Annotated in this window: 19 protein-coding genes; 11 read left to right on the top strand and 8 right to left on the bottom strand. The window is 36.9% G+C overall.

Annotated features, from left to right (window positions below; all coding sequences use genetic code 11):
- Nucleotides 1-3: 3 nt before the first annotated feature.
- Entirely contained in the window at nucleotides 4-582 is a 579-nt protein-coding gene (locus ABDJ41_RS11800) for a nitroreductase family protein (RefSeq protein ID WP_349786213.1), read from the bottom strand.
- Between the two features lie 110 nt (nucleotides 583-692).
- Nucleotides 693-1,253 carry a HEAT-like fold family protein gene (locus tag ABDJ41_RS11795; RefSeq protein ID WP_349786212.1) on the bottom strand — a complete coding sequence of 187 codons (561 nt, stop codon included), beginning with the start codon at nucleotides 1,251-1,253 and terminating at the stop codon, nucleotides 693-695.
- 126 nt (nucleotides 1,254-1,379) lie between these two features.
- Here ABDJ41_RS11795 and ABDJ41_RS11790 point away from each other — a divergent pair, with 126 nt between their 5' ends.
- Entirely contained in the window at nucleotides 1,380-3,008 is a 1,629-nt protein-coding gene (locus ABDJ41_RS11790; RefSeq protein WP_349786211.1) for an ABC-F family ATP-binding cassette domain-containing protein, read from the top strand.
- A 170-nt stretch (nucleotides 3,009-3,178) separates the two neighbouring features.
- Here ABDJ41_RS11790 and ABDJ41_RS11785 read toward each other — a convergent pair whose 3' ends face one another.
- Both ABDJ41_RS11785 and ABDJ41_RS11780 read right to left on the bottom strand, forming a co-directional pair.
- On the bottom strand, nucleotides 3,179-3,817 hold the full coding sequence (locus tag ABDJ41_RS11785) for a hypothetical protein (protein WP_349786210.1): 639 nt from the start codon (nucleotides 3,815-3,817) through the stop codon (nucleotides 3,179-3,181).
- Between the two features lie 33 nt (nucleotides 3,818-3,850).
- Nucleotides 3,851-5,962: a TonB-dependent receptor gene (locus tag ABDJ41_RS11780; protein ID WP_349786209.1), complete on the bottom strand. Its 2,112-nt coding sequence runs from the start codon at nucleotides 5,960-5,962 to the stop codon at nucleotides 3,851-3,853.
- 96 nt (nucleotides 5,963-6,058) lie between these two features.
- On the opposite strand from ABDJ41_RS11780, the gene ABDJ41_RS11775 reads away from it, so the two are divergent.
- The 5 genes from ABDJ41_RS11775 (at nucleotide 6,059) to ABDJ41_RS11755 (ending at nucleotide 9,449) form a co-directional block, all read left to right on the top strand.
- Nucleotides 6,059-6,448: a MerC domain-containing protein gene (locus tag ABDJ41_RS11775; RefSeq protein ID WP_349786208.1), complete on the top strand. Its 390-nt coding sequence runs from the start codon at nucleotides 6,059-6,061 to the stop codon at nucleotides 6,446-6,448.
- 218 nt (nucleotides 6,449-6,666) lie between these two features.
- Nucleotides 6,667-7,296: an ABC transporter ATP-binding protein gene (locus ABDJ41_RS11770; RefSeq protein ID WP_349786207.1), complete on the top strand. Its 630-nt coding sequence runs from the start codon at nucleotides 6,667-6,669 to the stop codon at nucleotides 7,294-7,296.
- Nucleotides 7,293-8,564, top strand: a complete 1,272-nt coding sequence (locus tag ABDJ41_RS11765; RefSeq protein ID WP_349786206.1) for an ABC transporter permease — start codon at nucleotides 7,293-7,295, stop codon at nucleotides 8,562-8,564. The genes ABDJ41_RS11770 and ABDJ41_RS11765 overlap by 4 nt, the downstream gene beginning before the upstream one ends.
- Before the next feature lie 19 nt (nucleotides 8,565-8,583).
- On the top strand, nucleotides 8,584-9,027 hold the full coding sequence (locus ABDJ41_RS11760; protein ID WP_349786205.1) for a hypothetical protein: 444 nt from the start codon (nucleotides 8,584-8,586) through the stop codon (nucleotides 9,025-9,027).
- A 2-nt stretch (nucleotides 9,028-9,029) separates the two neighbouring features.
- Nucleotides 9,030-9,449 (top strand): Fur family transcriptional regulator, encoded by a 420-nt coding sequence (locus tag ABDJ41_RS11755; RefSeq protein WP_349786204.1) that lies wholly within the window; start codon nucleotides 9,030-9,032, stop codon nucleotides 9,447-9,449.
- Here ABDJ41_RS11755 and ABDJ41_RS11750 read toward each other — a convergent pair.
- Together ABDJ41_RS11750 and ABDJ41_RS11745 are read right to left on the bottom strand one after the other, a co-directional pair.
- Nucleotides 9,446-9,946: an FKBP-type peptidyl-prolyl cis-trans isomerase gene (locus ABDJ41_RS11750; protein ID WP_349786203.1), complete on the bottom strand. Its 501-nt coding sequence runs from the start codon at nucleotides 9,944-9,946 to the stop codon at nucleotides 9,446-9,448. The genes ABDJ41_RS11755 and ABDJ41_RS11750 overlap by 4 nt on opposite strands.
- Nucleotides 9,947-9,953: 7 nt before the next feature.
- Nucleotides 9,954-11,969, bottom strand: a complete 2,016-nt coding sequence (locus ABDJ41_RS11745; RefSeq protein WP_349786202.1) for a thioredoxin domain-containing protein — start codon at nucleotides 11,967-11,969, stop codon at nucleotides 9,954-9,956.
- Between the two features lie 51 nt (nucleotides 11,970-12,020).
- Here ABDJ41_RS11745 and ABDJ41_RS11740 point away from each other — a divergent pair, with 51 nt between their 5' ends.
- On the top strand, nucleotides 12,021-13,118 hold the full coding sequence (locus ABDJ41_RS11740) for a mandelate racemase/muconate lactonizing enzyme family protein (RefSeq protein ID WP_349786201.1): 1,098 nt from the start codon (nucleotides 12,021-12,023) through the stop codon (nucleotides 13,116-13,118).
- 3 nt (nucleotides 13,119-13,121) lie between these two features.
- Here the strand turns inward: ABDJ41_RS11740 and ABDJ41_RS11735 are convergent, their stop codons facing one another.
- Both ABDJ41_RS11735 and ABDJ41_RS11730 read right to left on the bottom strand, forming a co-directional pair.
- On the bottom strand, nucleotides 13,122-13,304 hold the full coding sequence (locus tag ABDJ41_RS11735; RefSeq protein WP_349786200.1) for a hypothetical protein: 183 nt from the start codon (nucleotides 13,302-13,304) through the stop codon (nucleotides 13,122-13,124).
- Nucleotides 13,305-13,340: 36 nt separating this feature from the next.
- Nucleotides 13,341-14,402: a glycoside hydrolase family 130 protein gene (locus ABDJ41_RS11730; protein WP_349786199.1), complete on the bottom strand. Its 1,062-nt coding sequence runs from the start codon at nucleotides 14,400-14,402 to the stop codon at nucleotides 13,341-13,343.
- Between the two features lie 167 nt (nucleotides 14,403-14,569).
- On the opposite strand from ABDJ41_RS11730, the gene ABDJ41_RS11725 reads away from it, so the two are divergent.
- The 4 genes from ABDJ41_RS11725 (at nucleotide 14,570) to ABDJ41_RS11710 (ending at nucleotide 21,640) form a co-directional block, all read left to right on the top strand.
- Complete coding sequence (locus ABDJ41_RS11725; RefSeq protein WP_349786197.1) at nucleotides 14,570-15,157, top strand: RNA polymerase sigma-70 factor; 588 nt, start codon at nucleotides 14,570-14,572, stop codon at nucleotides 15,155-15,157.
- 104 nt (nucleotides 15,158-15,261) lie between these two features.
- The gene (locus ABDJ41_RS11720) at nucleotides 15,262-16,410 is read left to right on the top strand and encodes a FecR family protein (RefSeq protein WP_349786196.1); all 1,149 of its coding nucleotides are present in this window, start codon (nucleotides 15,262-15,264) and stop codon (nucleotides 16,408-16,410) included.
- 139 nt (nucleotides 16,411-16,549) lie between these two features.
- Nucleotides 16,550-20,152: a SusC/RagA family TonB-linked outer membrane protein gene (locus ABDJ41_RS11715; RefSeq protein ID WP_349786195.1), complete on the top strand. Its 3,603-nt coding sequence runs from the start codon at nucleotides 16,550-16,552 to the stop codon at nucleotides 20,150-20,152.
- 12 nt (nucleotides 20,153-20,164) lie between these two features.
- Nucleotides 20,165-21,640: a RagB/SusD family nutrient uptake outer membrane protein gene (locus ABDJ41_RS11710; RefSeq protein ID WP_349786194.1), complete on the top strand. Its 1,476-nt coding sequence runs from the start codon at nucleotides 20,165-20,167 to the stop codon at nucleotides 21,638-21,640.
- Nucleotides 21,641-21,656: the final 16 nt, after the last annotated feature.

The following is a 21,656-nucleotide window of genomic DNA, read 5'->3' as shown; positions in this document are numbered from 1 at the left end:
ATACTACGACTCTACCCATTTAATTTTCTCTTCTATTGGTGTACGTTTAGCGGCTCTTGGCACTTCATTATGGTAACCCATGTAAAATAAACCATAGCATTTTTCCGCTTCACCTAAGTTAAGATAATCTTTCAGATCCGCAATCATTCCTGGTGAACTCCAGTAGGCTCCTACATGAAGTGCTTCGGCAGTTAGCGACATATTTTGAACAGCACATGCTAATGCAGCCAATTCTTCCCATTCTGGAACCTTATCACCATTCAATTTTACATTTAGAGTAATGATGCAACTTGCCTGCTCTGCCTTTTCTATAATGCTATCGTATTTTTTTTGAAGAAACTTTTCAGCTGGCATAGTTTCTTTATACAAACGGGCCAACTCCTGACCTAGTTTTATCTTGCCTTCGTTTCTGAATACAATAAAACGCCAGGGTTCAGTAAGCTTATGTGTAGGTGCATAATTTGCACTTTCAAGAATCTGCTTGATCACATCAACAGGAACTTCCTGTTCGGTATAGCTAATCGGAAAAACACTCCTCCTCCGTTTAATGATATTGCTTAAAATTGTTACTTCGTCTTCCATAATTCTCTGAGTGAGCGCGTCTATGCTGCAAAAATAGAATTTATGTTGAGCCGAAGTGTATAAGCCTTGTAATACTTTTGTCTAACTAATATTACTTCCTTTTCATAGGCTTAACAATACTTTTTCATCTGCTTTTTTACCATTTTAGCCCTTGCAAAGAAGGCAATGCTCTCTATTTCGGTTAAATAGTCGACGGTTTCTTCCAACTCTTCTCTAATCCAATCATGTTGAGGGGCAAGATTAGCTAAAGTTTGCATACAATGTACTTTTGAAGCGACCAGCGTATTAGGATCTACAAGTCTGGTAAAAAACAACTCTATTACAGGATTCATATCTAGTGTATAAAGTGCAGCCGTATACAATAAATTTGACCTGCGATCTGTCATTAAAGCCATGATTTTTGTAAAATGTCGCATAGCAGATGGATTTTCTTGCTTGGGCAATGCCAATATAAATGCAGCTACATGTGGATAAAACTGTAAAGGTTTGTGTTTAACGATATATTCCAGCATCCATGCAGCCCTAAAAGCGATTTCTTTCTTTCTATGAAAACTAATCTCAATCAGATCATCAACATTCAGCTCATAACTTTCAATAAGTGCAGTACAATCGGCTACCATATGGGTTTTAACCGGCACATCTATCCGTCCTATTAATTCATCTTTATCCATATTAAGCTTGTTTATTTGTAATCCTCTTTCTTTATATCATTGTAGATTCAAAAAACAAAACTAATAAATAGCCCTTGAAACCATTTTATAAATTATGATTACCTTTGCGGCTTATTTTTCAGCAATATGATTTCAGTTTCTAATTTATCACTCCGTTACGGAAAAAGAACTTTATTTGAAGATGTGAACTTAAAATTCACTCATGGCAACTGCTATGGTGTAATTGGGGCTAACGGCGCGGGTAAATCTACTTTCTTAAAAATATTATCTGGTGAAGTGAACCAGACTACAGGTAGTGTTGCTTTCACTCCCGGAGAACGTATGGCGGTTTTAAAACAAAATCACTATGAATTCGACGAATTCAGCGTAATTGAAACGGTAATGATGGGTCATTCAGAATTGTATGACATCATGAAAGAGAAAGATGCCATTTATTTAAAAGAAGATTTCTCTGATAAAGATGGTGAGCGTGCGGGCGAACTGGAAAACAGATTTGCTGAAATGGATGGTTGGAACATGGAAAGTAATGCTGCTACCATGCTAAGTAACCTTGGTATTAAAGAGGAGCATCATTATAAACAATTGAAAGAATTAGATGGTAACCAAAAGGTTCGCGTGTTGTTAGCACAAGCATTATTTGGAAATCCTGATATCCTTTTGCTGGATGAGCCTACCAACGATTTGGATATCGATACTATTGCGTGGTTAGAGAACTTCCTTGCCGATTATCAAAATATTGTTCTTGTTGTATCCCACGACAGACACTTTTTAGATGCTGTTTGTACGCATATTGTTGACATCGACTTTAGCAAAATGAGTATTTATTCTGGCAACTACACCTTCTGGTATGAATCTAGTCAGCTTGCTTTAAAACAACGCAGTGATCAGAATAAAAAACTCGAAGAGAAAGTTAAAGAGTTGCAAGAGTTTATTCAGCGCTTTAGTGCAAATGCTTCGAAATCAAAACAAGCTACTTCCCGTAAAAAGGCTTTGGATAAAATTGATATTTCTGAAATTAAGGCATCAAGTCGTAAATACCCTGCCATTTTGTTTAACAATTTGGGTAGAGAAGCTGGTGACCAGATTTTACAGGTTGAGAACTTGTCATGTACCTTAAATGGTGAAGTGATGTTTAAGAACGTGAGCTTCATGGTAAATAAGGGTGACAAAATTGCAATTTTGGCTCAGAACAGTTTAGCGACTACTGCTTTTTACAACATTCTTACCGGACGTGAAAAAAACTATACAGGCGAGTTTAAATTTGGGGTAACTATCAATGTTGCTGATATACCAAATGATAACTCTATCTATTTTGAGAATAAAGATGAAAATCTGGTAGATTGGTTACGCGAATATTCTGGTACTGATCAGGATGAGCAGTTTGTAAGAAGCTTCCTGGGTAGAATGTTGTTTTCTGGTGAAGAGGTTCTTAAAAATGTAAAAGTATTATCAGGTGGTGAGAAAATGCGTTGTATGTTCTCGCAAATGATGTTAAAACATCCTAACCTTTTGTTATTTGATGAACCAACGAATCACCTGGATTTGGAGTCTATTACTGCTTTAAATAATGGTTTGAATGATTTTAGAGGTACAGCATTGTTTACATCCCGAGATCATGCGTTAACAGAATCAGTGGCAACTCGTATTATCGAATTGACACCTAAAGGTGCGATTGATAAAATGATGACTTATGATGATTATATTTCTAGTCCGGAAGTTGCTGAGTTAAGAGCAAAAATGAATGGTCAAAATTAACCATTCTCTTCCAAGTCTGGCATCTTTTTCTGAAGGGAAAAAGCGCCTCAGGCCTTGTCAGAGAAGGTAAATTTTGCGTCAAGCAGGGTGCAGAGCTGGGTGGATAGAATAGAATTCATTATATAGAGCATAAAAAGGGCGTTGTTTTAAAAACAACACCCTTTTTATACTTAATGGTTGTGTCCAGCCTCTTCGACTGGGTGAAGTTCAAATTTCAAATCCAGGTCGTTGGCTCCCGAAAACTTAGTTGCAAAGTTTTCATCATTCCAGTTTTCAGCAGTAATATTAGCCTTTACACCAGCGTTTAGGTGACGCAAAACGTAGCGAAATGTAAACCCTTTCTCTGTATGCTTGTCGATCGTTAGGTAGCCCGTTACTCCTACATTTACTTTTTTATTGTCTTTATCTCTATCAGCATATACATAAGTAAGCGTTCCTATAGGAGCCCCCAGGATAAAGGCCTGATGAATATCATGTTTATCCACAAATTCCTGTTGCATTTCCCTATTCGCAAAATCGTAGGATTTCAAGCTTAGCTTATACGTTTTTCCTTCAGTAAGATGAGCATGTGTACCAACGGGCGGCAAGCCTTTATTGTCAAAAGCGATAGTTAAAGGTTTAGCTTCCGAAATAGCATTGTAGTGGTAATGATCACCATGGACTTCTCGCTCTACTTCTAAAAATGTCAATTCTGTTTTTCCTATTTCTTCTTCTGGCACCTCTGGTTTAGGATCCTTTTTACAGGCATTAAAGGTTAAGGCGATAAAGGCAAATAAGATCACTGAGCTGTAATTACGTAATTTGTTCATTGTTTTTAATTTATGGTTTGTTATTAGATAATTTTAGAATTTATATCCTAATCGAATTGAGATATTACGCCCCATGTCGTGAGTGTAATACCTGAAACGATTCATATAATCTTTATAAAGCGTATTAAAAAGATTCTCAGCAGTGATACCAAAAGACACTTGACGTTGTCCCCAGTTGTAGGTTCCCCCTGCCTTAATATTAAAAAGATGGTATGCCGAAGGGGGTTCAGCGTAATCACTTTCAAGAGTATACCTGTATTGACGTGCTGTAAAACTATGTCCCGCAGCTAAATACAATGAAGATATCTGTTTATTCATCGCTAGTTCCCAACGCAATGTCTGACCGATTCGATCAGCAGGTATATAAGGCAGATAGCTATTATTGCTCAGGTCTTTAGCTTTTAACAAACTACCATTTACACTATAACTAAATGCCGGATCAATTGTCCAGATAGCAGAAAGGTCAAGTCCTGCAAATAATGCATTGCTCTGTTTGTATTTAAACACAGGAAATATACCCCTGTTGCTTTGTAAATAGCTACCATCTGGCCTGGAAAAGATATAATGATCAATGTATTGAACATAAGGATCAATATTTATCTGAAATTTTGATGTTTGATATTTTAAGGAGGTGATGAATTTGTAACCTTGTTCAATTTTAAGATTAGGATCACCAATTTCATACAATCCAGCACCATGATGTAAGCCGTCACTATACAATTCATTAGCAGAAGGCGCTCTCCAGGCAAGCCCTAAATTGCCATTCAATTGCCAATAATCGTTGATTTTCCATAGTGCACCAACAGATCCGGTCAAATTGTGAAATCTTCTGCCCCCCTTGTAAAAGGTTGGTCCCTCGTTTGTTTTATACCTATAACCTGCTGCATCAAACATGCTAAAATCATACCTGAGACCAAATTCCAATTCATAATTATCCGTTACAAATTTCTCTATTGCAAAAAGTGCAGCAGAAAGCCGATCAAAATTGGGAATAAAAGGAACCGATAGCGTTCCGGGCGCATTATTATTTACCTGATAACCAATATTAAAACCAATATGATGTTGTAGCCTTGCGTGATTTAGATTTTTGTAATAACCCTCCAGTTTATGATCACTCAGCACCATATCTGTAATTGGCAAAGCTTCCCTATCGCCCCTTCTAATATCAAACTCCTGCCTATGGTTTTTTTGTAACGCATACATCAATGAAAATGTATTGTTATTCTTCAACGAATAATCAACTTTCAACTTTACTAAATCATGAACAACCTTTTGTTTTGGTGCAGAAATAGCATAGCTAAACCCGTAATCTTCAAATGGCCTTCCTGCTTCAATGCGTGCATTTATATCCTCAATTGTACCAATATGAGCACTATAAAGAATACCAAGATCAGTACTAAATCGGCTATAATAACCTTCATACTTTGCTTTTCGAGCCCTATATTCAACTGAAGCAGAATAATTTAATTCCTTAGCACCTGTATTTCCGAGATAATAATCAGCAGAACGAATATTCCCGCCTCCTTTTATAGAGCTCTGTAGCCTCCATGCCAGCGCGGGTATTTTAAGAATTCTTCCATTCAACATCACTGAAGCTACCCCGGTTCTACCATTTGTCGCCCCCATTAAATTGACCTCTCCTTCAAGATTCCTGCTAGCCGGAAATAAAGGAGGTTCAAGTAAAATTACTCCCCCCATTGCTTCCGATCCATATCTTATAGATTCAGCCCCTTTAATTACATGGATACTTTGGGCTGTAAACGGATCAAGCTCTGGTGCATGTTCCGCACCCCATTGTTGCCCCTCCAACCTAACCCCATTATTCAAGAGTACAATGCGGCTGCTATGCAATCCATGAATAACGGGTTTGGAAATAGTACCACCTGTTTGCAGTAAGGCTACCCCTGGAATTTCTTTTATACTCTCTCCCAGGCTGCTACCTCTAACTTCATCCAATTGCTTACCAGATAGCGTAGAGGAAACATGGGTTTTGCCTGAGGGGGCTTTTCTGATCAAAATCTTTACCTCTTTTAAAGTCTCAGCTTGTTTTGCTCTCTTATATCTGGAGCCCAGGCTATCCGGTTCCTGGGCAAAAGAACCATAGCTATAAATTAAAAAAGTGGACAATGCTAAAAGCTTTCTCATTCTACAAATGCAATTAAGTTGCAAATATATTTTATTTTTAATTGCAAATGCAACTAAATTGCTTTTATTTGTAAAAAGAAAAAAACAATAAATTATATGAAGCCTTCTATTAAATCAGTATCGCTAGACCAATTGGGAATTACTGCCTCTGTAGCATGTGCAATACACTGCGCAGCACTTCCGTTTATCATCACTACATTACCACTCTGGGGTTTGGAGTTTCTTGCTCATAGCTGGGTTGAGTTGAGTATGATCTGTTTATCACTCGTTATAGGAATATGCTCATTATCGACCTCTTTTCCTAAACACGAAAAAGTTCTTCCAATAATGGTATTGGTAACCGGCTTTGGTTTTATCGCTATAGGTCATTATGCATTTCATAGTCTTGAGGCTGTTTTGATTCCTATTAGCGGCTTTACCATCGCTGCGGCACACTACTTGAACTGGAAATACAGTCGTAGCTGTAATCATCATAAAACGAAGTAACAGCAATAGCCGTAGCAATTACTTTACATGAATAGTATATGCAATTAAATTGCATATACTATTTTTGTACAACGCACACATGATATGAACAAGAAACTAATATTCGGTACATTAATGATTTTCGTAAGCATGATCAACCCAGGTTGTCAGCACGGAAAAGTAGATGGAAAGCAGCTTTATTTGAAATATTTGAAAAATCATTTAAAGAAATAGCAATTATGATATCATTAAAATCCGTTTCACACGATTATTCTGGTGGACATCGTATTTCTTTTAAAGACTGGCAGATTGCCAATGGAGACCAATGGTTGTTACTTGGCGAATCTGGCAGCGGAAAAACTACTTTACTACATATATTAACAGGCATATTACAGCCTAAAGAAGGTGAAGTACTTATCAATAATACCTCTATTTATAATCTATCATCTAAAGAGCTAGATCAGTTTAGAGGCAGAAATATTGGCATTATTTTCCAGCGTCCACATTTGATTAAAAGTCTGAGTATAGCTGAAAATTTAGTTCTGGCTCAAAGTTTAGCTGGCCTGCCGACCGATCTAAACAGAGTAAACGAAGTGCTGGCATCGTTAAGCATTGCCGATAAAAAAAGATCTTACCCAAACGAGCTTAGTCAGGGGCAATTGCAAAGGGTATCTATAGCAAGAGCTGTGATTAACAAGCCTGCCTTACTGATTGCAGATGAGCCTACATCTAGTTTGGATGATAAGAATGCTACTGCGGTGTTATCGTTGTTAATGGAGCAATCAGGCCTTAATCATGCCACACTTGTAGTTGCCACACACGATAAAAGAGTTAAAGATGCATTTATAAACACCTACGAATTAACATGAGTCCATTTAAAATAAGCTGGAAAAGCTTGTGGTCTAAACCACTATCAGCAGCATTAAACATCATGCTAATTGCTTTCGGAACAGGTATATTAACGATTCTTTTACTGGCATCAAGACAAATCGGAGAGAAACTTGACAATAACTCTAAAGATATCGACCTAGTTGTTGGTGCTAAAGGAAGTCCTTTACAATTGGTTTTAAGCAGTATTTATTATATAGACTTTCCGACAGGTAATATCCCATTAAAAGAAGCAATGGAACTTGCCCGAAGCCCTTTTGTAAAACGTGCAGTGCCACTTGCATTAGGTGACAATTACGAGGGTATTAGAATTGTAGGAACGGATAGTAATTTTGTAAGCTTGTATAAACTAAAGACTGCACAAGGAAAATTCTGGGAAAAAGATTTCGAGGCGACTATAGGGGCTACTGTAGCAAGTCAACAAGGGCTTAAAATTGGTGATACCTTTTATGGGGCGCATGGATTATCAGGTAGTTCAGATGTGCACAAAGAACACCAATATACTGTTTCAGGGATTCTTGAACATCAGGGAAACGTCGCTGACAATCTGATACTTACCAATATAAAAAGTGTATGGAAAATGCACGATGAACATGATGACCACGATCACGATAGCCATGAAGGACATCATCATCCCCCAGGCGAAGTACATCATCATCCTGACGGAGAAGAACACAGCCATGAAGAAAATGAAAAAGCTGATGAGTCAAGAGAATTGACTTCTTTATTGATTCAATATAGATCTCCAATGTCTGTTGCTATGTTCCCAAGAATGGTGAATGAAACTACAAATATGCAAGCAGCTTCACCTGCTCAGGAAAGCACTCGTTTATTTTCGTTAATAGGCGTCGGTGTAGATACACTTCAATGGTTTGCCATTCTTATTATGCTAATTGCAGCAATAAGCGTATTTGTCAACCTTTATAACTCGTTAAAGGAAAGAAGCTACGATCTTGCCATCATGCGTACTTTGGGTGCTTCCAGGACAAAGCTATTCGTAATTGTTATTTCAGAAGGCATCATGCTTACCTTAGCGGGTACAGTGATTGGCATAGTTTTAGGCCACATAGTATTGGAATTCATTGGCAGCAATCAAGAAAGTGGACAGGCACAGCTTAGTGGGTTTGTTTTACTTTATGATGAGTTATACCTATTTGTTGCAGGCTTGGCGATTGGTATATTTGCAGCTATAATCCCTGCTGTGCAGGCATATCGGTCGAACATTTCAAAAATACTGTCTAAAAATTAATAAAGAGCTAATACACAACATGATGATAAAGAAAATAGCATTAATAGTTTTATTGTTTACAGGCTTTGCGGTGAAAGCACAACACAATCCTGATGATCAGATCATGTCTGGAAACTGGGATATTGTTGGAGGTGTAGACTTTAAAATTGTTAAAGACACTGAAATGCAAGCCATTTTCACGCCAGAAATTAAAAAACATGCCAACAAACAGTTTGAACTTGAAGGATATATTGTGCCTATTAAAGATGGCATGAAACAGACCAAGTTTATGCTGTCTACTTTGCCGATTAATCAATGTTTTTATTGCGGAAAAAATGGTGTACCAATCATGGTACTTGTTGAAATGGCTGAACCCATTAAATTCACTTATAAAACAGTAACCGTAAAAGGCGTTTTGAAATTAAATGGAGGTAATGCAATGGACAACCCTCCTATTGCGCTGGTTGCAGCTAAAATAATATAATCATGAAGATTGATCCTATACATCTTTTAAAGGAGCACGATTTAAAACACACCAAACAACGGGTACGTGTTTTAGAGGAAATAGCTTTAGATACTGCTGCTATATCACAGCCTAATCTGGAAAAAAAACTAGGTAAAGAAATTGATAGAGTAACGCTTTACAGGATTTTAAACACTTATGAGGAAAAAGGAATCCTTCATAGGATTATGGATATGCATGGAACTGCAAATTATGCGATTTGCTCTTCATCCTGTACCGAAGATCATCATCATGATGAACATGTACATTTTAACTGTACCAACTGTTTTAAGATATATTGTCTGGAGGTTGAGGCACCACGTATTAAGATGCCTGAAGGATTTACCGCAAAAACCGTAAGCTCTATTGCTTACGGCATTTGCAATAAATGTAATGCTATTTAGTGACCTGAATGGCCATCAGCGCCATGCGCATGACCATGAGCCAATTCTTCTTGTGTAGCTTCACGTACAGCTAAGATTTCACCTGCGAAAATCAGGTCTTTTCCAGCCATAGGGTGATTTAAATTAACGTTAACCACATCTTCATGAATAGCAGTAACGCCTGCTCTGAAGTGGTTACCTTGATTATCCTGCAAAGGAATCACATCACCAACAGCTGGCAATTCAACATCCTTAAACATTTCTTTAGGCAGGTCAGCAAATGCTCCTGGATCGATTTCTCCGTAGCCATCAGCTGCAGAAAGTTCAAAACTATAAGCATCACCAACATTTAAGCCAGCAAGATGTTCTTCAAACTTTGGCAACATCATTCCTGTACCATATAAAAAAACGAGTGGATTTTCCTTCTCTGTTTTTTCTACAAAAACCTGTTGTCCTTCTTCATTAGTCGTATGCAATTCATACGTTAATGATACCACTGTATTGGGCTTAATACTCATTAGAATGTTATTTAGTTATTAATTTTAATGCTTCATCAACGGTTGCAACCGGCAACTGGCACACTTTATTTCGGCAAATATAGATTTTTGTTTCAATGCTTTGCTTATCTTTTAACAAAGGAAGTCCGGAATTTGTTCCTCCCAATGTAACTTTATTAGGAATGTAATGTTTGTTAAGCGACCATTTTACTCTTTCAAGATCATTTCCCGTAAGCGCAATTTCATTTATACCAAACACAGATTCCAACATCTGGATTGCCCAATTTGAATAAGCAGAACCATAGGTTTTAATTTGTGGTAATACGGCAGCCAACATCCCTTCTGCTTTCAGAATGTATTTATCATCGTCAAACAGTAATCCTAATTTATGAAGATTTTGAGCCATTGTAGAATTAGAAGCTGGGATCACATTATCCATAATTTCATGCTTACGTGCAATTAAAGCTTCTCCATTTGCTGCAGTATAAAACAACATAGGACTTGCTCCGTCTTCAAAGTTCATTAACACATAGTCAGTAAGACTCCTTGCTTCTTCGAGCCATTTTTCATCAAAATCATATTGGTATAATGCGATAAGGGCCTCAATAAAGAAAGCATAATCATCTAAGAAACCAGGGATAGTAGCCTTATTATTTTTAAAGTTCCGGTATAAACCACCGTCTGAGGTCTTTAAATTTTTCAGAATAAATACTGCTGCTCTTTTAGCTAAGTCATAGTAATGTATATGATCGAATATCCCAGCACTTTCTGCCAGGCCTTTTATTGCCATGGCATTCCAGGCGGTTAAACATTTATCATCCAGACCAGGTCGTACCCTTTTACTACGTTCATTCAATAACTTCTGCTTTGCTGCTTTTATTTTCTGTTGCAGTGCCATAATGGTAAGCCCTTTAACATCCGCATATTCTTGTTCATCAAACTTCCTAAGCAGAATATTCGTTTGTTCTTCTTCCCAATTTCCCTCCTCAATAACATTGAAATAATCAGCAAGTAAAACAGCATCTTCTCCAACTACAGCATCAAACTCTGACTTATCCCAAACATAAAACTTTCCTTCTACACCTTCGCTATCAGCATCAAGTGCCGAATAAAACAAACCCTCTGCTGATGTCATTTCCCGTTCCAGCCAAACAATTGTTTCTTCAGCAATATCTTTAAACAATTCTGATTTTGAATATTGATAGGCCTCCGCATATAAACTGATCAATTGTCCGTTGTCATATAACATTTTTTCAAAATGAGGGACATGCCAGTTACCATCCACAGAATAGCGGGCAAAGCCACCACCTACATGATCGTAAATTCCCCCCATAGCCATTTTCTCTAACGTTAACAAAGCTGAAACATGGGTACCATCATCCTCCATCAGGTGACTATAACGCAACATAAATTGCCAGTTATTGGGTAATGGAAATTTAGGTGCACGATTATATCCCCCTTCTCCCATATCGAAATAACGTTTCCAGGGTTCAATAATTTCAGTTAAATGAGCTTTAGTATATTCATCAACCTTTATATTAGGAATAATCTTCTCTGCCTGATGTATGCCTTCGGTTAAACGGTCTGCATATTGTATCGCTTTATCCGGCTCATTCTTCCACATATCGGCAACACTTAACAACACATTTATCCAATCAGTCTTTTTAAAATAAGTACCGCCATATATTGGGCGCTGATCTGGTAAACAAATACAGTTTAAGGGCCAACCTCCACTACCCGTCATCAGTTGTATAGCCAGCATATAAATCTGATCTATATCAGGTCTTTCCTCCCTATCCACCTTAATACAAACATAATGCTGGTTCATTACTTCTGCAACCTCATGGTTTTCAAAACTCTCCCTTTCCATCACGTGGCACCAGTGACAAGCAGAATAGCCTATACTTACCAATATCAATTTATTTTCATCCTTAGCTTTCTGCAAAGCTTCAGGTCCCCATTCAAACCAATTTACAGGATTATAAGCATGTTGCAATAAATATGGTGAAGAGGCTTTAATTAAGCTATTGGATTCTTTATTCATATTATAAAGATAAAATTTATGTTGTACTTTTATGTTAAACCATTATCAAAAATGAAGATAACCCATACCGAAATTTACCGCTTTAGTATACCAACTGAACCTTTTGTAATTGCAACCGGAACCATGCATTTTGCTCAAAATGTATTGGTTAGAATTTATACCGATACTGGCATTTATGGTGTTGGAGAATGTTCTGCTTTTCCGATGATTGTTGGTGAAACTCAGGAAACATGTTTAGCAATGGCTAAGGATTTTGCAAAGATTCTTATAGATAAAGATCCACTGGATATTCCTGAACGGATGAACGACTTAATGGGTTATGCGGCTAATAACAACACTATTAAAAGCGCTTTTGATATGGCATTGTTTGATATTGCGGCAAAACATGCTGGACTGCCCTTGTATCAGTTTCTAGGCGGGCATAAACGTACGGTTGAAACTGATATGACCATTGGTATAGGCAGTCCTGAAACCATGGCTCAATACGCCATGAAATACAAGGGACAAGGCTGTAGAATTATCAAAATTAAATTAGGTAAAAATATTCATGATGATATTGAACGTGTAAAACAGATCAGGGCTGCGGTTGGTGAGGATATTAAGTTGCGACTAGACGCTAATCAGGGATGGAGTTTTGATGATGCTTTATTTGCTTTAGGTGCAATGGAGCCTTTTAATATTGAGTTTTGTGAACAGCCTATGCGTACCTGGTATGATGATCTCTTACCGGAACTTAGTTTAAACTCGCCAATCAAAATAATGGCTGATGAAAGCTGTTACAATCATCATGATGCCAGGAAGTTGATTAACAGCAAATCATGTGAGTACCTTAATATTAAATTCTCTAAGTCGGGTGGTATTTTAGAAGCACAAAAAATTCACGAGGTTGCTTTGCAGACTGGTGTAAAATGCATGATTGGTGGAATGCTGGAAAGTAGAATAGCCATTAGTGCCAAACTTCATTTTGCGCTGGCTAGTCCTAATGTTGTATTTTATGATCTTGATAGCTGCTTAATAGGCCACCTGATTGATCCCGTTACAGGAGGAGTAACCTATAATGGTTTTTTTGTTGATGTACCAGATACGCCAGGATTAGGTGCAGATGCTGACAGTAGATTCTTATTAAGCTGTGATAAATGGATAGTATAGTACTTATCTCTTAATGACAATCGTACGTCCAGTAACCAGATTAAAAGTATAAATCTTGTATAGCCCATCATCGGAAGTCTCCACGCTCTCTACCAGGCCAGTTTTACTAAAGGTATCCGTTACCAAATCTCCTTTTTTAACTTCCTGCAATACTTCTGATGGTGTTTCGTTGTTTAATCTGATCATGGGGTAAAATTATACTTTTTTCTGGTTAATATTTCATTAGGTATCAGTTGATATATCCATTAAGGAAAGTATTTCAGCAATGGAAAAATAAGCACCACACACAAACTCATCTGCTGCACCATAATAAATGGTTAACTGATCACCGTCAACTACATGTCCATTCGTAAAAACTACATAACCAAAGAACCCGCTTAGTTCATAATGAGCTGTAGGCACCATAATTGGCTCAGTTGTCCTAGCTATTACAACTGAAGGGTCATTAATATCCATTAAAAAAGCACCCAGGCAATACTGATGCTCCATATTGGCACCATGATAAATTTCCAGCCAACCCTTTGTTGTCTTTATAGGAGCAGCACCGGCACCTACCCTTGCACTATCCCATAACCCTGGCCTTGATTTTATGATACATTTATGATTTCCCCAGTACACGCCATCAGGAGACTCGGAAAGCCATATGTAATTACCACCAATTTCCTTACTGCTAGGTCTGTGCAAAGCATAAAATTTACCATTTACCTGCTCCTCAAATATTGCCACGTCTTTATTATGAGGTGGGAAGATCATACCTTTCCTATCAAAGTGCAGCCAGTCTTTTGTTATTCTAAGTCCTACACCTACCCCACTTTCAGAAACAGCTGTATAAGTCAGGTAATAATCATTCCCAATCTGACTCACTCTACAATCTTCTACCCCATACCTTTCCAGATCACCTTCCCCAAAAATAGAAGCAGGAAAATCTGGTTGAAAGAAATGAATACCATCATCACTACACAAGAGGCGTAAATGAGATATAGTCGTTAGATAGTCTAAACCTTTATAATTCACTATTCTTGCATCATTCGCTATCAGTTCCGGGTCATTTAACGGAACTTCAATGATTTCCATTTTTCCCTGGTCATTTAATACTGGAAAAAAGATCACTCCCTCTTTTTGCACAATACTCTCTGCGACACGTACCAACAACCAGATTTTCCCATTATATCGGAACACACCAGGATTTAATAAACTGATAACCTGAAGTTCAGAACTGCTTGATTTTAAATCCTTTGGCATTAAAATCGGATTATTACTGAAACGCCTGGCAAGATCGGTCATAATTGAACAAATTTGAGAATATAAAGACTACAAAATATGCTATCAATTAAAACATGAGATCACTTAAATAGTTTGGATGTAGAATATAACAAAATGTTGAGTATAAGATTGATCCTCGTTTTAAAAAACTATTAAATTTCTGTAAACTTGCAGCTCAGGGATAAAAAATGGCAAGCTATGTTACACTTTCTGATCAGGAACTGGCAGACCTTTTAAGGGATGGTAATGAAACCGTGTTTAAAATTATCTATGACCGCTTTTGGAGCAAGCTTTATTTCGTTGCCTCAAAAAGGTTAAATGATCCCGCTGAAGCTGAAGAAGCTGTACAGGATATCTTTTTAAATCTTTGGAAAAACAGAGAATCCTTTCAGCTAAAAGTAAATTTTGAAAATTACCTTGCTATTGCTATAAAATTTCAGGTGATTAAAAGAAGATCTAAACGTTTTAGAAGATCAATCATTGAACAACAACTTGGGACTGAAGCTGAATTAGAAAATTTTCAAAGTCAACATTACGACTGGAACCAATATGATTTAGAAGAACTCCAGAACCGCCTGGGTAAAATTATAGACACCCTACCGCCTAAATGTAAATTGGTTTTTAACATGAGCAGAGATGAGAATTATACCAATAAAAAGATTGCCGCTGAGTTAGGCATCTCTGAAAAAGCAGTTGAAAAACATGTAACACAAGCTTTAAAAGTTTTAAGAACCAAACTGGGTCTATCCCTGATATTTATACTATTCCTCAATTGAAATTTGCCTTGTCCGGAACATAAGTTAAAAAAAATAAAAAATTATTAAAATAAAAGGTAGGGTATAGCACTACTCGTGGGACTATGTTCTAAACTGCCCTAAAAATGGACGAACATAAAATAAATATGCTTTCCGATAAAATCGTTAAAGGAACTATTTCCGAACAGGAAATGGAGGAGTTTAACGATTGGTATGCTACTTACGACAATCTGGAACAAACTGTAATTTCTGATCAGAGTCAGGATGCCTTAGCCGAACGCATATTTAAAAATATTACAACAGAGGCGAATCTTCATATTCCAAAATCTCGCAATATTAAAATTTGGCCGCGTATAGCTGTTGCAGCATCATTTGCATTAGTTGTTGGCCTAAGCTTATTCTATTACACTGAAAAACAAGCTAATAAAGCTAGAGAAAGTGCTTATCTGAAAAATATAAAACCTGGCGGTAATGGAGCTGTACTTACTTTGGCAGATGGTCGCAAAATCAGATTAGATGCCGCTACCAAAGGAGAATTAGCAAATGAAGCAGGAGTTAGAATTACCAAAACTAAAGATGGACAGATTCTTTATGAGAATAAGGCTATAGCTTCAGCAAAAGATAAAATAAATACACTCTCCACCGCTAATGGCGAAACTTATAGCATTACCCTACCCGATCATACAGTAGTATATCTTAATGCGGCTTCTTCCATCAGCTATCCAGCTTCATTTGCCACACTTAATGAGCGTAAAGTGGAACTAAGTGGAGAAGCTTACTTTGAGGTAGCTAAAGATAGCTCCCATCCTTTTATAGTTCGTACAGCAGATCAGGAAATAAAAGTCTTAGGTACCCATTTCAATGTGAATTCATATAAAGACGACGGAAATACTAAAACAACGCTATTAGAAGGATCTGTGCAGATTGGTTTTTCATCAAATAAAAATGAAACAGGAACAATCATTAAGCCAGGAGAACAAGCCTACATAAAAGCCAATAGAATTTATATCGATCAAGTGAAAGCTGAAGATGCAATAGCCTGGAAAAATGGTTACTTCAGATTCAACAATGAAACACTAGAACAAGCTATGAATAAAATAGCCCGCTGGTATAACGTCAAAATTGAATACAAAGACCAAAGCATTAAAAATAAAAATGTTTACGGTTCATTGAGCCGTTTCAGCAATATAGCAGATGTATTAAACCTTTTAGAGCTTACAGAGGCAGTAGAGTTTGAAATAGAAGGAAACAAAATCATCGTATTGAAAAAGTAAAATAGATAATACCAGAATAGAAACCAAAACACCAACCACCCACAAAAAATCATTAAGAATTAACAGATTAAAAATGTATAAAATTTATACCAAAATTTTATGCAGGCAATCGCGCTGCATACACAAATCACTATTAATTATGAGGCTAACAGCTTTTCTATTAATTACCACACTGCTCCAGGTTAGCGCGGCTTCATTTGCACAGAAGCTAACCATGACAAAAAACAATAGCTCCTTTGATGAGGTATTCAGAGAAATCAGAAAACAAACTGGTTATGATGTATTGTTGATTTCAAAGAAAGTTAAAAGTACGGAACGTGTAGATGTAAAATTTAACAACACCCCACTTGATAAAGTGATGGATGAATTGTTAAAAGGAAAAAATCTAAACTATACGATTGACAAAAAAACAGTTGTAATCAAAGAAAAAGAAACAACTTTAATCGACCGTGTAATCAACAGTTTATCAACTATTGATGTAAAAGGTAAAGTAGTAAATGAAAACAACGAAGGTTTAGCAGGTGCTACAATTGCAGTAAAAGGCTCATCACAAGTAACAAAAACAAATGCGGACGGAGATTTCGTATTAACTAATGTTGATGAAAACGCCATACTAGTTGTCAGCTACATTGGTTTTCAAGTTAAGGAAATCAAAGCTGCAAGAGATTTAAAAGTAATCCGCATGACTTTGCAAACCAGCGATCTTAACGAGGTAAACATTGTAATGACAGGTTACCAAGACCTGAATAAACGATTATTCACTGGAGCTTCCTCAAAAATCAAAGCTTCAGATGCAGAACGTGCAGGTGTTCCCGATGTAAGTCGTATGCTTGAAGGTCAGGTTGCCGGTGTTTCTGTACAAAATGTTTCAGGAACTTTTGGTGCTGCTCCAAAAATCAGAGTTAGGGGGGCAACCTCTATCAATGGTGAAAATAAACCGCTATGGGTAGTTGATGGTATTATATTGGAAGATGTGGTGAATATTTCCAATGAACAACTTTCTACCGGTGATCCGAGTACATTAGTTGGTTCTTCTGTAGCGGGATTAAATCCGGATGATATTGAAAGTTTCGAAATATTAAAAGATGCATCAGCAACAGCTATGTATGGTGCACGTGCTATGAATGGGGTAATTGTTGTTACCACTAAAAAAGGTAAAAAAACAGACGGTAAGCCAGTATTATCCTATACAGGTAACTTCACTACTTACCTGAAACCGTCTTATAATCAATATGACATTATGAATTCTGCAAACCAGATGTCTGTATATGCAGAAATGATGAACAAAGGTTGGTTAAACCATTCAGAGGTTTCTAGAGGTGCAAGTGGTGGCGTTTTTTATAAGATGTATAATAAAATGTATCAATATGATGCAGCCACAGATGAGTTCAATCTAAGAAATGATGCTCCAAGTAGAAAAGAGTTTTTAAAGAGATATGCCAATGCAAATACAGATTGGTTTGACCTCTTATTTAAAAATTCATTTATGCAAGAACATGCATTAAGTGTTACCAGTGGTACAGACAAATCAAAATTTTATATATCTACAAGTTACTTAGGAGATAATGGATGGACTGTAGGAAACAGTGTGGATAGATTTACCGGAAACGTAAGAGGTACTTTTGACTTATCCAGTAAACTAACTATTGAGGTAATTACCCAAGGATCAATTCGTAATCAGTTTACACCAGGTTCTCTTGGAAGAAGAAGCAGTCCTTCAACTGGTACCTTTACCAGAGAATTTGATATTAATCCTTTTACTTATGCGCTAAATACCAGTCGTACACTTACAGCATTTGATGAACAGGGAAATAAAGAATTCTTTGTACAGAACTTCGCCCCTTTTAACATACTTCATGAGCTTGAAAATAATACCATGCAGCTTAAAATGTTGGATTTTAAACTTCAAGGTGGTTTAAAGTATAAGATCATTAATGGACTGAAATATTCATTTGATGCTGCCTATCGTTATGTAAAAAGTGATAATGAGCATAGAATCAATGACAATTCGAATATGCCGATGGCTTATAGAGCAGCTGGTGATTCATATGTAATCGCTAATAATAAGTTCCTTTATAAGGATCCGGATAACCCGAATGCTTTACCGAGAGTAATTTTACCAGCAGGTGGTTTTTACAATGTAAATAGTGACAATATGGAAAACTATTACATGAGAAACTCACTTGAATGGAATAAAGAATATAATCATGACCATTTGTTCAACGCATTCTTATCAACCGAAATGCGCTTTACAGACAGACAGCGCCGTACTTTTGATGGAGTAGGTTATCAATACGACCGCGGTGGGGTACCTTTTATCGATCCTGACTATTTTAAGAAAAGTGTAGAAAGTAACTTTTTCTATTACAATATGAATACCCTAAAAGAAAGATACCTTTCTTATTTAGGTAGAGTGGCCTATGCTTATAAAGGCAAATACAGTGTAAACGGTACAATGAGATATGATGGTTCTAACTTACTGGGAGGTACATCTACAGCAAGATGGTTACCAACATGGAACATCAGTGGTGCCTGGAATATTGACAATGAAGAATTCTTCGACAAACAAGATATATTAAGCAGAGCGACTTTAAGAGGTACATACGGTTTAACCGCCAGTATGGGGCCTGCAACAAATGCAAGTTTGATCCTAAATAACCAAAGTACAAAAAGACCATTTTTAAGAGATATTGAAACTGCGTTAGTAATTGGCGGTCTTAAAAACTCAGAGCTTACCTGGGAAAAACAATTAGAAACCAATATTGGATTTGATCTGGGCTTCTTAAAAGACCGTTTAAGTCTTACTGTAGACCTATACAAAAGAAATGGTTATGACCTGATTGGTGCGGTAAGAACTTCAGGTATTGGTGGACAGTATATAAAATATGCCAACTATGCCGATATGAAATCTAAAGGTATTGAGGTAACAACCGCAGCTCAGATTTTAAATGGAGCTGGTCTAAAATGGCGTACCCAGTTAAATTTTGGTTACCATAAAGGTAAAATAACCAAATTAGAGAGTGTTCCATTAGTATGGAGTTTAATATCTCCAGGAGGAGATGCATTACAAGGATATCCACAAAGAGGATTATTCTCTGTTCAATTTGATGGTCTAAATCCACAAACAGGTATTCCTACTTTCGTTGGAGTAAATGGTGAACGAAATGTAACTAATGTTTATCTACAAGATGATAATATTGGTCATCTGAAATATGAAGGGCCTACAGATCCTTTGATGAATGGTGGTTTTTTTAATTCCTTTTCATACAAAAGCTTTTCTTTAAGCACTTTATTAACCTTCAGTGCAGGTAATAAAATCAGATTAAATCCTGCCTTCTCTGCAAGCTATAATGATCTTTCATCTATGTCAAACGATTTTGTTGGCAGATGGATGCAACCGGGAGATGAACTTAAAACCAACATTCCGGCTATAGCTGATAGATTTGTACAAAGTAATCTGGGCTCGGACTATCCTTACAATGTTTACAATTATTCTGATGTAAGAGTTGCTGACGGAGGTTTCATTCGCATTAAACAAATTATGTTAAGCTATAACCTTCCAAAGCTTATTTCTGGAAAAATTGGCGCAAACAACGCATCAGTTAGTGTTGTAGGGAATAACTTAGGCTTATTATATTCTGATAAACGCTTAAACGGACAAGATCCTGAATTCTATACTTCAGGTGGTGTATCCCTCCCTGTTCCACGTCAATTTACTGTCTCATTAAAATTAGGTTTCTAAACACAGATTATCATGAACTTAAATAAAAACTTAAAATATATACTGGTTGCAACGATTGCTCTTTCTACAACAGGTTGTGAGAAATACCTGGATACAGTTCCTGACATGCGGTCGGAATTGAACTCTGTTGAAAAAGTTGCCGAGCTTTTAACATCAGCCTACCCTAAAGCCGAATACATCACCTTTACAGAACCCGCATCAGATAGCTCAGAAGATAAAGGTCCAAACGAAGGTACTGAAGATCCAACCAACACAGATCCATACATGTGGCAGGAAGTAAGAGATAGAGCACAAGGTTCGACAGATTTTTACTGGAATGCATGTTATACAGCTATTGCAGCAGCCAACGAGGCACTTAGTTATATTGACAAAAACATGAATGATCCTAAAGTCCATCCTTATAGAGGCGAAGCTTTAGTAGCACGTGCATATGCCCATTTTATGTTGGTAACACTTTATGCTACACCTTATGAGATTAATGGTGCAAATAGTGCTCCTGGTGTGCCATACGTAACTGCTCCAGAAACAGTTGTATTTGAAAAGTATAATAGAGGAACAGTAAAAGCAGTATATGAGCAAATAGAGAAAGATCTTGAAGAAGGTCTCCCTTTAATTAAAAATACGGCTTACAAAGTTCAGAAGTATCATTTTAACATTGCCGCAGCAAATGCTTTTGCAACTCGTTTCTATCTTTTCAAAGGTGATTATAACAAAGTTATAAAACATGCAGGTAATGTTTTTACAGGTGAAATTGTAGAGACAAGCTTACGTCCATGGAGTACAGAATATTTCTCATTAACACCACAGGATTTACGCGCCAGATTTACACAAACTACAGAAAAATCTAACCTTCTTTTAATAGAAACGGTTTCATGGTGGGCAAGAAGAGGTTCTCCAAGATTTGGTTTCGGTCAGAAATTGGCAGATGAGCTATTTAACCGTAGTAATGCTACTGGCAGAGTATGGGCACATAAATTATACTCATTTGGTGGTGCTCCTCATTATACCATGGCTAAGTGGAAAGAGCATTTTTCGCTTACAAGTGTAAACTCAACTTCAGGTATAGGTTATACCATCCTTCCTGCCTTTACTACAGATGAGGCACTACTTAACAGAGCTGAAGCTTATGTGAATCTGCAAAATACTGAGTTAGCCTTAAAAGACCTTAACAGCTTTATTAGTACCAGAATTGTGAATTTTAATCCTACTACAGATGCTTTAACCCTGGATAAACTTAAAGGTTATTACAGAAGTACTGATGAAAAAGAAGTATTGATTAAAGGTATCCTTGATTTTAAGAAAATGGAATTCATTACGGAAGGTATGCGTTGGTTTGATGTATTAAGACACAAAATGACAATAAAACATAATATATTGGATATTAACGGGAAAGAGAAAATAGTTGAATTGGCTCCAGGTGATCCACGTAGATTGTTTCAATTACCAAAAGAAGTTGTCCTTTCAGGAGTAGCTCAAAATCCACGTTAAAAATAGGCAGACTTAA

The organism is Pedobacter sp. ASV1-7 (assembly GCF_040203335.1).
Classification (GTDB): domain Bacteria; phylum Bacteroidota; class Bacteroidia; order Sphingobacteriales; family Sphingobacteriaceae; genus Pedobacter.
This window is presented reverse-complemented; position numbering and strand designations above follow the sequence as displayed.

What these genes read in the sequence shown, in the direction of transcription:
- ABDJ41_RS11800 (WP_349786213.1), bottom strand. Translation starts at nt 582, where the DNA reads ATGGAAGACGAAGTAACAATTTTAAGCAATATCATTAAACGGAGGAGG.
- ABDJ41_RS11720 (WP_349786196.1), top strand. Translation starts at nt 15,262, where the DNA reads ATGGACGAACATAAAATAAATATGCTTTCCGATAAAATCGTTAAAGGA.
- ABDJ41_RS11710 (WP_349786194.1), top strand. Translation starts at nt 20,165, where the DNA reads ATGAACTTAAATAAAAACTTAAAATATATACTGGTTGCAACGATTGCT.
- ABDJ41_RS11750 (WP_349786203.1), bottom strand. Translation starts at nt 9,946, where the DNA reads ATGAGTATTAAGCCCAATACAGTGGTATCATTAACGTATGAATTGCAT.
- ABDJ41_RS11770 (WP_349786207.1), top strand. Translation starts at nt 6,667, where the DNA reads ATGATATCATTAAAATCCGTTTCACACGATTATTCTGGTGGACATCGT.
- ABDJ41_RS11795 (WP_349786212.1), bottom strand. Translation starts at nt 1,253, where the DNA reads ATGGATAAAGATGAATTAATAGGACGGATAGATGTGCCGGTTAAAACC.
- ABDJ41_RS11725 (WP_349786197.1), top strand. Translation starts at nt 14,570, where the DNA reads ATGGCAAGCTATGTTACACTTTCTGATCAGGAACTGGCAGACCTTTTA.
- ABDJ41_RS11785 (WP_349786210.1), bottom strand. Translation starts at nt 3,817, where the DNA reads ATGAACAAATTACGTAATTACAGCTCAGTGATCTTATTTGCCTTTATC.
- ABDJ41_RS11775 (WP_349786208.1), top strand. Translation starts at nt 6,059, where the DNA reads ATGAAGCCTTCTATTAAATCAGTATCGCTAGACCAATTGGGAATTACT.
- ABDJ41_RS11745 (WP_349786202.1), bottom strand. Translation starts at nt 11,969, where the DNA reads ATGAATAAAGAATCCAATAGCTTAATTAAAGCCTCTTCACCATATTTA.
- ABDJ41_RS11740 (WP_349786201.1), top strand. Translation starts at nt 12,021, where the DNA reads ATGAAGATAACCCATACCGAAATTTACCGCTTTAGTATACCAACTGAA.
- ABDJ41_RS11730 (WP_349786199.1), bottom strand. Translation starts at nt 14,402, where the DNA reads ATGACCGATCTTGCCAGGCGTTTCAGTAATAATCCGATTTTAATGCCA.
- ABDJ41_RS11735 (WP_349786200.1), bottom strand. Translation starts at nt 13,304, where the DNA reads ATGATCAGATTAAACAACGAAACACCATCAGAAGTATTGCAGGAAGTT.
- ABDJ41_RS11715 (WP_349786195.1), top strand. Translation starts at nt 16,550, where the DNA reads ATGAGGCTAACAGCTTTTCTATTAATTACCACACTGCTCCAGGTTAGC.
- ABDJ41_RS11790 (WP_349786211.1), top strand. Translation starts at nt 1,380, where the DNA reads ATGATTTCAGTTTCTAATTTATCACTCCGTTACGGAAAAAGAACTTTA.
- ABDJ41_RS11765 (WP_349786206.1), top strand. Translation starts at nt 7,293, where the DNA reads ATGAGTCCATTTAAAATAAGCTGGAAAAGCTTGTGGTCTAAACCACTA.
- ABDJ41_RS11760 (WP_349786205.1), top strand. Translation starts at nt 8,584, where the DNA reads ATGATGATAAAGAAAATAGCATTAATAGTTTTATTGTTTACAGGCTTT.
- ABDJ41_RS11755 (WP_349786204.1), top strand. Translation starts at nt 9,030, where the DNA reads ATGAAGATTGATCCTATACATCTTTTAAAGGAGCACGATTTAAAACAC.
- ABDJ41_RS11780 (WP_349786209.1), bottom strand. Translation starts at nt 5,962, where the DNA reads ATGAGAAAGCTTTTAGCATTGTCCACTTTTTTAATTTATAGCTATGGT.